We start from the raw sequence: 11,956 nt of genomic DNA, 5'->3' as shown, positions 1-11,956 counted from the left end.
ACGCACCGGTAAAAACACTCCGCCTTATGGGTCGTTATGTATACGGGCATATGCGTCCATCTTATGTAAATAAACCGATACTCCTGTCTTTTCTGTCTAGCCCGAACGATATATACTTATATCACCTAAGAGTAGATCTTTAGAATCAGTTATATTCAAATTCTGAACTTTTATTTTCTTTTATTTATTTCTGGATTCAAGGAGAGAGCACAGTGAACCTTAATCTTTTTTGGGACCGCCATCGTAATCACGATTTCTTAATGTTCTCAACCCCGCATCTCATGGCAATGTCCATCGTCGCCCTATGCTGTCTGCTGCTCTACGGATCGCGTTTCGTCCTGCGTACACACTCCGGTCTGAGGCGCAGTGTCCGCCTGCTGCTGGTACTGCTGCTGATCGCCTGCGAGGGTGGGCTCCATGTCTGGTATGTCTCCCAGGATATCTGGAGCCGCAGTTCCTCCCTGCCGCTTGAACTATGCGGTATTACCCTGCTCTTGTCGGTGATCATGCTACTTACACGCAGCAGGCTGCTGTATTCTTTTCTCTACTTTGCCGGGATCGGCGGTGCATTCATCGCCCTGCTTACGCCTAATCTGGTCTACCCGTTTCCGCATTTCCGCTTCCTGCTGTTCTTCATCGCCCACGGGTCGATTATTCTGGCATCCCTGTACATGACCTGGATTGAAGGCTATAAGCCTACCTGGCGCTCGCTCTTCTTCACCATGCTCTGCCTGAATGTTATCGCCGTATGTGTCTATGCCGCCGATATGCTGCTGGATTCCAACTATATGTTTCTGGCTCACAAGCCCGGCACGTTCTCCGTACTTGATTATTTCGGCCCCTATCCGTATTATCTGCTCGTCGAAGAGGCCTTTGCCTTTGTCATCTTCCTGCTGATGTTCCTGATCTTCTTCAAGCTACCCGAGCTGTATGCCTCCCGGCGCAGCCGCAGAGGCTGGACCGGAACGAGGTAAAGGCTAATATGGGCAAAAAAAAGCACCCGGCTGGATAATCCAGCCGGGTGCTTTGACGATGCTTGTATTATACTTCTACTACTTCAACGGTAGCCATTTTGTCGCGGCCTTTGAAAGCATCGACTTGGTCCATACCTTCAACCACTTTACCGAATACAGTGTGTACCCCGTCAAGGTGAGGCTGTGGAGCATAAGCGATGTAGAACTGGCTTCCGCCTGTGTTCTTACCCGCATGGGCCATAGCCAGAGAGCCGCGCTCATGCTTGTTCGGGTTAATCTCGCAGTTGATGGTGTAACCTGGGCCGCCGGAGCCTGTACCATTAGGACAGCCGCCTTGAGCTACGAAACCTGGAATTACACGGTGGAACAACAGTCCGTTGTAGAATCCGTCTTTAGCCAGTTTCTCAAAGTTCGCTACAGTATTAGGCGCATCCTGTTCGAACAAGTCAATCAGCACGACACCGCCGTTTTCGAGTGTAATTTTCGCTTGCTTAGCCATATGTAAATGACCCCTTTCGAAATGACAAATATTGAACACTTTTATTAGTTTACTATGAAACGGGGTACAAAGCAAAGCAAGCGGGAACGATTCCCGCCTGCCCTCATGGAGTGCCCTGCAGCTTATGCAGCAGGTATGGTTTAATTCGTAACGGTCTGTTTGGCAATACGTGCCGGCACAATATCATTGGCCACGATATCCTGATGCGATTCACGGCGAACCACCAGATCGCTCTGGCCGTTCTGCACGAAGACAACCGCCGGACGGCGGATACGGTTATAGTTGCTGGCCATGGAGTAATTGTAGGCTCCTGTGCAGGCAACAGCGAGCAGATCTCCGCTCTCCACCTTCGGAAGCTCTACATCCCAGATCAGCATATCCCCGCTCTCGCAGCATTTGCCGGCGATGGATACGGTCTCCTCGTTAGGCTCAGTCGCGCGGCTTGCGAGCACGGCTTCGTACTTGGATTCATACAGCGCCGGACGCGGATTGTCCGTCATACCGCCGTCAACGGCAACATATTTGCGCACACCCGGAATTTCTTTGCTTGTTCCTACGGTGTACAAGGTCGTACCGGCATCGCCTACGATACTGCGGCCCGGCTCAACCCAGATCTGCGGCAGCCCCTCGCCGATACCGGCAAAATGCGTCTTCACCGCATCCGTAATGGCCGCAACATATTCCGAAACCTGCAGCGGAGTATCACCATCCACATAACGGATGCCGAAGCCGCCGCCAAGATTGACGACCGGGAAGCCGATGGCAAGCTCTTCTTTCACTTTGCGGGTGAATTCGGCAATCCGTTCAACCGCCAGCTGGAAGCCTTCTGTCTCAAAAATCTGCGAACCGATATGGGAGTGAACCCCAAGCAGCTTCAGATTAGCTTTGCTGTCTGCCTGCTTAACCGCTTCCTGCGCCGAACCGTTGCCGATATCGAAACCGAATTTGGAGTCCGTCTGTCCGGTGGATGCGTAAGCATGGTGGGCATGCGCCTCAACGCCCGGTGTGACACGCAGCAGAATGTTAACCGTTACTTCCTTACGGCCAGCAATCGCCTGCAGCAGGCTGAGTTCAACCAGGTTATCGACTACAAAGCAGCCGATGCCTGCATCAATCGCCATTTCAATCTCATCCGGTGTCTTGTTATTGCCGTGGAAATGAATTCGTTCAGCCGGAAAACCCGCTTGCAGCGCGGTATACAGCTCTCCGTCGGAAACGACGTCCAGCGACAGTCCTTCCTCATCCGCCAATCGGCACATGGCCATCGTTGAGAAAGCCTTACTGGCGTAGGCAACCTGGAAACCGAGTCCTGAAGCTGTAAAAGCGTCCATGTACTCGCGGCAGCGGCGCCGGACCAATTGCTCGTCCACTATATATAGCGGGGTACCATACTCCGCTTTCAATTCTGTCACATCACATCCGCCGATTTCCAAATGCCCTGCATCGTTAATTCGGCTCGTCCCGTGTAAAAACATTGCGCAGTCCTCCAATTTCTGTGGAATATCTGTTCCACCCTGTCTAGTATATGTTACAGAACCCCGCAGCGTTCCTTAAAGTGTGGCCTCAGGAGAGGAATTTCACTTTATTGCGTGGCTGTTTAGTGTATTCAGTATAGCAGACAGAGGGAACTCCATAGAATGGACTAATTTGCAGTTGATTTGTATTTTCCTACGACTTGTGTTCCTTCTCCTGCTTAGGCGGCATCCGGGTATTATCCCGTGTTTTGTTGAAGGAAGGCCTTGTTTTGGAGCTGAGCACCGGCTGGCGCAGGAGGATTTCACCCATCGCTTTTGCATTAAACGGTATAAACGGCCACAAATACGAAGAATTGTAGGACCGGTGTGTAGTCAAGAGCACCACCAGCAGCGTTGTCCCGATCATGAAGCCTGGAATCTGGAACGCGGCCACCGCCAGCAGAAGTGCAAGCCTGACAATCCGGTTGGCCAGCCCCAGCTCATAGCTTGGCGTTGCAAACATTCCGATGGAGGCCACTGCCATGTAGAGCACCACCTCGTTGACAAAAAGACCGGTCTGCACGGCGATGTCACCTACCAGTATCGCAGCAATCAGCCCCATCGCCGAGCCGAGCGGTGTAGGTGTATGGACAGCGGCCATCCGCAGAAGATCCACCCCTAATTCAACGATTAAGAATTGGGCGATAAGCGGGATTTTCGCCGTCTTTTGCGGACCGATAAATTCCAGCATGGCCGGCTTCAGCTCCGGATGAATAACCAGCAGCATCCACAGCGGCAGCAGGAACATCGAGGCAAAGATACCGATGAAGCGGACCCATCGCAGATAGCTTCCCATAAAAGGCGTCTGGCGGTTCTCTTCCGCATGCTGGCAGAGATCAAAGAACGTCGTCGGCAGAACCATGACACTCGGCGAGGTATCCACGAAGACTACCACTCTGCCCTCCAGCAGATGGGAAGCCACAATATCCGGCCGCTCCGAGTACCGCACCAGCGGATACGGATTCCATCCGCCGCCGACAATCGCCTCCTCGAGCTGTTTGTCAGCAAGGGGAATTCCGTCGATATCGACGCTTTTCAGCTTATCGGTAACGGCCTGCACCTGAGTCTTGTCGACGATATCGTCAATATAGGCTACGCAGACATCGGTCCGGGTCCGGCGTCCGATCTGATGCATCTCGTATTTCAGCCCCGGGTCGCGTATCCGTCTTCTGACCAGAGCCACGTTGCTCAGGAGCGTCTCTGTGAAGCCGTCGCGCGCTCCGCGGACCACCCGTTCAATTGAAGGCTCGTCCGGACTGCGCGAAGGATACGAACGGGTATCCATGATAATAACCTGGCTTTCGCCCTCGATGAAGAACACGCTCATGCCTGATAAGACTTTATTGATGCTCTCGCTGAGCAGCTCACCCTTCTCTACCTGGACATGGGGAATATACTCGCTCATGAAGCTGGCGAACACATCGGTAGATATATTATCCGGGGTCAGATAGGTCAGACGCTTCAGAATCTCGTCAATAATGGTATCCTTGGCGAACCCGCTGATGCAGAGCAACGCAACGCGCCGCCCCCCAAAGGACATTTCCCTGAAGACGATATCAAAAGATGAACCCAAACCCATGACTTCAGTCAGGGTTTTTTTGGTATCCTCCAGGTTACTCGATACCTTATCATTGCCCTGCCAGTACTTAATAGACTCCTCCAGAGAGTCGGAACGTTCATTGTCGCGTTTCTGCTGCCGCAGATCTTTGGGCTTACCGGCGGAGTCTACCTTTTGACTGGCCTTGGCTTTCTTAGTCTTGGTGCCGGACTGATCCCCGGCCTTCTGCGGAGCTCCAGATTTATCTGGATCATTACTTGCGGAACCCACTCTCTGTGCCTGCCTGGACGATCCCTCTTCACCTTCATCTTCACCAGAAGCGTCCCGATCTTCTTCCTCAGGCTCTTCATCATCTCCGAACAATCTGGCAAAAAATCCTTTATGGCTCTTCTCCGTTGTCTCGGAACCCAGTTCGTCTGATGTCTCCGTATCCTGTGATTGGATGCCGGAGGCTGGAGCTGGCGGGTTGTCTTCGCCGGATGCTGAAGCTGTGCCAGCATCATCGTCAGCAGCGGATACCTCGGCTTCCTGCTTGTCCTCATCTTCCCCACTTGTACCCTGGGCGGTAGTCTTCTCTGTAGCCGGACGGCCTTGATCAGGTTTGTCCGGGCCCTCCTGATCCGGTGTACCCGCCCCATCGGAAACCTGCAAGTCGTGGTCCCCGTAACCGGTTGCTCCGGAATCCACTCCGATATCCGCACCGGACTCCGCTCCGCGATCTCCACCAGATTCCTCTTCACTTGCAGCTTTATCTACTTGTTCAACTGAGGCGGAACCTCCCTGCGGCCGGCCGGGCTGGCCAAGCTCGTCCGCAGCCTCAGTATCCTGATTCTGTGCGTCACCGGAGTTCGCCCCGTCTCCCTGTCCCGGTCCGGCATCATCTCCAAACAAGCTGCTCAAAAATCCTTTGACGCCACCACCGGACTCCTGGCTATCCGAATCGTCTCCGGCTGCGTTGCCGTCCTTCGGTGTGCTGCCGGAAGCCCCGTTATCCGCTGCGTCTCCTGTTTCATGGCTGTCCTCCGCTGTGCTGCCTGCAGCCGCGTTATCTGCTGCGTCTCCAGCTTCACGGCCTTCCGCTGCATTACTATCAGCAGGCTCTGCCTCAGAGGACCTGCCTTCTGCACGCGAACCGGCATCCATGCCAGAGCGGATTTCCGCACCGCCCTCTATCGGCCGGGTAACAGCTCCCAGCTCACCTGAAACCTCCGTCTCCTGCGGTTGTCGTCCGCCTACACCATCCTGATCTACAACTTGTCCTTCTTGCCACGTCTGAACTCTATCAGCACCATCCCGCTGTGCAGCCTTCGCTTCACCCTGCGGTTGGACTCCGTCTACCCCCTCCTGCTGCGCAGCTAAGCGTTCATCTTGCCATTGGCCCCCGTCTGCAACACTTTGCTGTGCAGCCTGCGCTTCATGCTGCGGCGGCTTTTGCTGTTCCGGCTTGCCATGCTTTTTATCCGCTTCCACCTGATCACCGCTGTGAATATACCTAACCACCCCGTAGCCTCCTTTTACTGTCGGTATACAAACCAGTCGAACAATGAACCTGCCACTTTGCCGCATACCATAGCCATCAGTAGTCCAAACAACATATGTGTCATATGCAGTCTTTTGGCCAGAATCGGCAGTACATTCAGTACCTCCGTCAATGCAGCGGCCAGCATACCGATGAATACTCCGTCAAACAGTCCAACCCCCAGCTCTATCAGCGGGCCTGCATTTATTTTCCAGTTCCAGAAATCACTCATCGTTCCCAGCAGTGAGCCCCCGACCATGGCCCCTTCATACCAGTGCACTTTATCGTAGGAGGAGGTCAGCTGCGCCAGCCGGGGCACCATATCAAGCACTATAAAAAGAGCGATTACCCCGCCGCCGACAGCGATTCCTCCGGCAATGCCGAGCAGCAGGTTAAGCCCGAGTGATACTTGTGCAGTCATGCTCACTCCCCCCTGCGCACCGATGCATCATCTCCGCGGCGTTTCATTTTGCTATATTCCTCGTTGACGACATAGTGGTCGATATTTTTCTGATACAGGAACATCTCCACTTCGAGCGGTGTCGGCTCCTCGTTCCATTTCTTTTTGAACAAATGGTTGAAAAAAATAACCATCCCCAGTCCAATGCCCAGCGAATAGGCGATCTGAAATACGTATGGATGCTCATCCCTGCGGCCGGTCAGCATCTCCACAATCCGGATCTGCACCTCCTGCATGCTGACATCAGCATGGAAATTCATGATCGTCAGCGCCGAGCCGAAGAACAGCAGCAGCCATACCAGTACAAACAAAGCTATGGAAGGTTTGTTTGCCGTTGCCGGACCTTCAATCTGCACAATCGTCCGCCCTTCGCCAATCGGCTGGATTTCCGCATGCGGAAGCAGCTCATGGATCCGGGGAATCACCGTCAGCAGATCAATCAGAATCAGATTGCCGTCACTTTGCTCCGGCTGCAGCAGCAGCAGTGAATACAGCGGCTCCCGCCACTCCGGCTCGGTAATCAGAAAGGCTACATCGCGCAGCATCACATCCTTGCCTTTGGGCACGGTTACCCGGTTTTTGAGCTGTATATAAATGGCGGGAGCCGGGTGAGGATTGTCCATTGGCGGTGCCTCCTAAGGTTTGTAGTGTGAAGCAGCTGAAGATGCAAGAATAACGGTAGTATGGGAGAAAAGGTTTATTTTTACTCTTTAACCCTGCAATTCATATTTATTGTTATTTACATAGAGGGATGGAAGGTTATGAAAAGAGGAAACAGGCTGTACATCTCGCAGACACAGCTGAAGCAGTTGGGATATAACAAACTCCATACCTGCAGCAGTAATAACAGCAGCAGGACGAGAACACAAACCGGATGTCTGGCAGACTGAGCCGGCCGGTTATTCATTCTCATAACTGGAGCTTGGCCTGCTCTTCATGACCCCACCGCTAGCCAGGGAGGACTGAAAATCCTCTATTCGGGCAGATCCGTCGGATTCGCCGGCCAAACGGACTCAGAATCACTAGCAGATTCGGGTCATCATACCTATAAAAAAACAAGAGGATGTCCCGGGCCATTGCGGCTCGCGGGAACATCCTCTTTTGGTGATACCGTAACCCTGGGGTCGTCCCCTCAGGCTGCGGCTATCCGTTGTTAATTCTGTTTGATAACCTCAGCCTGATGTCCCTGACGGCTCTGCTGGCTCGAAATAAAGAACAGCGCCGTCCAGATCAGCGCAAAGCCAATAATTTGCGGCAGAGTCACAAGCTGGTGATATACAATCCAGTTAATCAGAATCCCCGTCATCGGGAAGCTGAGTTCAGCCAGAGTGGCTACAGAAGCCTTGGTTGTGTTCAGGCCTTTGTAATAAAGCAGCATGCTGAGCAATCCGGGCAGCAGAGCCTGCAGCAGGAGATTAATGGCAACAGCGGCCGAACCGCTGATTCCGCCGGTAATCTGCCACGGAGCTCCCTCCATGCTGGTAATCACGAATAAAAGCGGCAACGCCAGAATAAAGCGAAGGGAAGTTACAGTTTCATATTTCATGGAACCCAGCAGATAGCGGCCCATGACAGTCGACCCGCCCCATAATGCGGCGGCGCCCAGCGCCATAAGACTGCCTACACCCATGAAGCTGTTCACATGGCCGAACGGAATCGTCCAGCCAAAGGTAAGCAGGTAAGTGCCTAATAGTGCAACAATGATAAGCGGTGCGAAATTCTTAGGTAAGCGTTCTTTAAGGATAACAGCGGCCAGACCAATGGCGAAGAGCGGCTGCAGCTTTTGCAGCAGCAGTACAGCATTGAAATCTCCGCTGGATAATGCTTTGGTGAACAGAATCGTTGCTACAGCTGAACCGCCCCACGATACAACCAGCAATGCACCGGCCTGGCGAAGGCGAATCCCCTTCAGTTCGGCGCGCTGGTGCCACATTACAGGTGCAGCAACCAGGAAGAGCACTACATGCTCCAGCAGGACGATCTGTGAAGAGGTCAGGGATTTCAGCAGGATAATACGGAACAGCGGGTCAACACCCCATAGGGCTGCCCCCAGAACTACCAGCCAGAATCCGCTGCGCAGCGGTGCGGTACGGACGCCTTGAGATGAAGCAGATACATTACTCATCATTCATTCTCCTTGTCGATACAAACCCTCGATAAGAGACCAAAAGCCCCCGAGTCACCTGTAAACAGGGCAAACAACGGGGGCCATTATCAATAAAGACATCAGGGAATACACCCGCTGCCTTTACCTTATGATCCTCTCCCATCCGGACTTTACCGTCGGCTCTGGATTGTCACCAGATCAGTCGCTTTCTCTTGTAAAAGAGTAACGAGTCGCGGGCTTAGTTCACTTGGAACATCACCGCCGGTCAGGAATTTCACCTTACCCCGAGAATCTTGTATTCTGTTATTTTTTTCACAATCTCAGGATAACTCCGTTTCATGAATTCGTCTAGCCTTTTTATGAAAATATCCGCATTTTTTTCATCGTACAATCATTTTTCTGAGAAAATGCTTCATTTCGCAATTACACGAACTGCATAGTTTGGCAGAAACGGAGCCTTGTTATAGAATAAGATACGAATAAACTATTTATCCATATTATAGTAACTATAACGGAGGGCGCTGTGAAAAGATCATTTGAAACCAAGCTGTTATTCTCCATCATTGCCTTGGCCGTCATCACAATCATAGGCTTCATTGCTTATATCATGGCTACATTTACCGGAGGTATGCTGTTCTATGCACCGCTCGTCCTCGCCGCTTCGGGTGGGCTTGCAGTATTCGCTGTAATCTCTATCTTTGAACTCTTCAGCAAACGCTTCCGCCTGACCGCGCTCGCGGCTTTTGCCGGAATCTGCCTGCTGAGCGCAGCTGGTCATGAGATAAGGCAGGCTTATGTGAACAGTCTTGCCGAAGTAAGGGAACAGGAGGTCAATCTGCTCCAGTACGCACCTTTTGAAGTAAATACCAAAGCCGCCAGCCTGGATCATAAGGCTGCCTATCATATTCAGGAACAAATGCCACGGTTGGACGGTGCAACTGCACTCTATCCGCTATATTCAGCTTTTGTTCAAGCGGTGTATCCGCCCGATACTTATAACCATAGTATTTATGAGACCGGGAATGATCTTGCCGTATGCACCACCACTTCCGAAGCCTATAAGCGGCTGATCAAAGGGGATGCCGATATTATATTTGCCGCAGCGCCCTCACTCGCCCAGACCAAACAGGCGAAGCTGGCAGGCACTGAACTGAAGCTCACTCCGATCGGGCGCGAAGCTTTTGTCTTCTTTGTTAATAAGCGCAATCCGATCAGTAGCTTAACCACTGAACAAGTGAAGGATATCTACTCCGGCACAGTAACAAACTGGAAAGAGGTCGGTGGCAAGAAGGCGTCCATCCGGGCTTTTCAGCGGGACGAGAACAGCGGCAGCCAGACCATGCTTGAGAAAATCATGGAGGACCGGACGCTGATGAGCCCACCGAAGGAGAATGTTGCAGACGTCATGAGCGGGATTATTAGCCTGACCGCCAGCTACCGCAATTATAATAATGCGCTCGGCTTCAGCTTCCTGTTCTACGCCTCGGAGATGAACGTCAGCGATGAGATTAAGCTGCTGGAGATCGAGGGTGTGCCTCCCACCAAGGAGAGCATCCGCAGCGGGGCGTACCCCTTCGCAGCAGAATTCTACGCGGTAACTGCGGGAAGCACCAATCCCAATATTGAGCCATTTCTAGACTGGATTCTGTCCCCGGAAGGACAGGAGCTGGTCGGGAAGACGGGGTATACACCGGTGAAATAATGATTTCGGACCGCATGTTCCTGATTCGTGGCGTGCGCTGAGACTAACCTTAAAAAGCAGCAGCCCTCTGGCCGGGAAATTAGTCTCTCCGGTAAGGACTGCTGCTTTTTTCAGCGCTTCTTGAAATCAAGAGCCGCTTTCACCCTACGTAATGCTCAAAAATCCGTCTGCGCTTCTCTCCGTCCGGATCGTTCACTACTCTGGAGATTTGATCGAACAGCAGCGTAGCACGCTGCTCCGCAGTGTACTGCGGCCATGCAAGTTCCGGTGCAGACGGATCACCGTAGCGGGCAAAGGCGGTCCAGGCTCTCTGCATCGCTTCGGCCACCGCTGCCATCTCAGGGGTTACCTTCAGGCCGTACTCCTTCAGCAGCGGCAGGTTGTTGAATACGTAAAGAATCTCCGCTCCGTGTATAGCCTTCTCCAGCAGCGGATGGCCGGTGACGGTCCAGTCGAACCGGTACATCCAGACCGGAGCGTGATCCAGCTGCTTCTCCGCGAACGAAATGGAGCTGGCCCAGAAGAAAAGGTCGGTCAGCACCTCGGCTTGCCCTTCCCAGGTTTTGCTGTAATCGGAGGTCAGCTCTGAGAGGTCTTCGATGCCCATCAGCAGCTCCAGCGACTTGAGTGAACGGTCGAAGCTTTCGCTTGCCTGCCCTTCACGGAAGAACAGATTGCCTTCGTGGAGATTCGTCCCGATCAGCAGCGGGATGCCGCTTGCCGCTCCTTCGCGTACCGCCTGCGCTGGTTCCACCGGCAAGGTCAACGGCTCAATAACCGGCTGGAAATACATACTCAGCGAATTCCCGGACAGCTTGTACGCCATCCTTCCGGCCGCTTCCATGATCTGCTGCGCAGGCAGTGTATGCAGCAGCTGCGTGTCACCGCCGGGCTGAAGACCGAGCTCTGCCAGGAAGGCTGCCGCAATCTGTTCCCCCTGCTGACCGCTCAGGCTCTGCCCTGCACCACTCTCCATAATCGCACGCGAGAACAGCCCCTTGGCCGCCGGCATCGCCAGCAGCGCAGCAATACTCATGCTGCCTGCTGATTCCCCAAACACTGTAACATTCCCGGGATCACCGCCAAATACGGCGATATTCTCCCGCACCCATTCCAGAGCGGCAATCTGGTCCAGCAGTCCAAGATTGGAGCCAAGTCCCGTACCCATCGGGGACAGATGCATGAATCCGAGCGGACCGAGCCGGTAATTCACCGTAACAAGTACAACCCGGCCGCTTGCCGCCATATGGGCACCGTCAAACATCGGTTGGCTGCCCGCACCGGTTACAAAGGTGCCCCCATGAATCCAGACCATGACCGGCAGGGCATCCTCCTGCGCTGCTGCCGGTGACCAGACATTCAGGTACAGGCAATCTTCAGAGTACACCGGATTGCTGCCGCCGAAGCGCGTACCGCTGGTACTTACCGGCTGAAGGCTGACCGGGCCGAATTCCTTCGCCTCCCTTACAGCATTCCAGGGCTCCGGCGGCTGCGGTGCACGAAAGCGCAGCTCTCCGACAGGAGGAGCAGCAAACGGGATTCCGCGCCAGACATTCACTCCGCCGCTCTGTTCTCCCTGCAGCTGCCCATAGGCTGTTGTCACTAGTTGTCCTGTCATTACAC

Annotated in this window: 9 protein-coding genes and 1 riboswitch; of the genes, 2 read left to right on the top strand and 7 right to left on the bottom strand. The window is 53.4% G+C overall.

The window, feature by feature from the left end:
* Window positions 1-212 precede the first annotated feature (212 nt).
* Window positions 213-974 (top strand): YwaF family protein, encoded by a 762-nt coding sequence (locus MKX70_RS17280; RefSeq protein WP_340784611.1) that lies wholly within the window; start codon window positions 213-215, stop codon window positions 972-974.
* A gap of 67 nt (window positions 975-1,041) precedes the next feature.
* Here MKX70_RS17280 and MKX70_RS17275 read toward each other — a convergent pair whose 3' ends face one another.
* The 6 genes from MKX70_RS17275 to MKX70_RS17250 form a co-directional block, all read right to left on the bottom strand.
* Window positions 1,042-1,473: a peptidylprolyl isomerase gene (locus MKX70_RS17275; RefSeq protein WP_039301672.1), complete on the bottom strand. Its 432-nt coding sequence runs from the start codon at window positions 1,471-1,473 to the stop codon at window positions 1,042-1,044.
* 140 nt (window positions 1,474-1,613) lie between these two features.
* A complete protein-coding gene (lysA, locus tag MKX70_RS17270) occupies window positions 1,614-2,948 on the bottom strand; it encodes a diaminopimelate decarboxylase (protein WP_042237706.1) in 1,335 nt (444 codons plus the stop codon).
* Window positions 2,949-3,141: 193 nt separating this feature from the next.
* Entirely contained in the window at window positions 3,142-4,815 is a 1,674-nt protein-coding gene (locus MKX70_RS17265; protein ID WP_340790180.1) for a spore germination protein, read from the bottom strand.
* A gap of 1,244 nt (window positions 4,816-6,059) precedes the next feature.
* Window positions 6,060-6,485 (bottom strand): stage V sporulation protein AB, encoded by a 426-nt coding sequence (locus MKX70_RS17260; RefSeq protein WP_042237707.1) that lies wholly within the window; start codon window positions 6,483-6,485, stop codon window positions 6,060-6,062.
* 2 nt (window positions 6,486-6,487) lie between these two features.
* Window positions 6,488-7,147 (bottom strand): stage V sporulation protein AA, encoded by a 660-nt coding sequence (locus tag MKX70_RS17255; protein ID WP_042237709.1) that lies wholly within the window; start codon window positions 7,145-7,147, stop codon window positions 6,488-6,490.
* A 530-nt stretch (window positions 7,148-7,677) separates the two neighbouring features.
* On the bottom strand, window positions 7,678-8,649 hold the full coding sequence (locus MKX70_RS17250; RefSeq protein WP_340841675.1) for a DMT family transporter: 972 nt from the start codon (window positions 8,647-8,649) through the stop codon (window positions 7,678-7,680).
* 129 nt (window positions 8,650-8,778) lie between these two features.
* A riboswitch (FMN riboswitch) is annotated at window positions 8,779-8,927 on the bottom strand.
* A 227-nt stretch (window positions 8,928-9,154) separates the two neighbouring features.
* Between MKX70_RS17250 and MKX70_RS17245 the strand changes: the two genes are divergently transcribed.
* Window positions 9,155-10,333: a PstS family phosphate ABC transporter substrate-binding protein gene (locus MKX70_RS17245; protein WP_042237714.1), complete on the top strand. Its 1,179-nt coding sequence runs from the start codon at window positions 9,155-9,157 to the stop codon at window positions 10,331-10,333.
* A 139-nt stretch (window positions 10,334-10,472) separates the two neighbouring features.
* Here MKX70_RS17245 and MKX70_RS17240 read toward each other — a convergent pair whose 3' ends face one another.
* A complete protein-coding gene (locus MKX70_RS17240; RefSeq protein WP_042237716.1) occupies window positions 10,473-11,951 on the bottom strand; it encodes a carboxylesterase/lipase family protein in 1,479 nt (492 codons plus the stop codon).
* Between the last annotated feature and the right edge of the window lie 5 nt (window positions 11,952-11,956).

The sequence above is a fragment of the Paenibacillus sp. FSL R7-0312 genome, from assembly GCF_038004445.1.
Taxonomy (GTDB): Bacteria; Bacillota; Bacilli; order Paenibacillales; family Paenibacillaceae; genus Paenibacillus_AQ.
The sequence above is the reverse complement of the archived record's forward strand: the minus strand, read 5'-3'. Positions and strand labels throughout refer to the sequence as shown.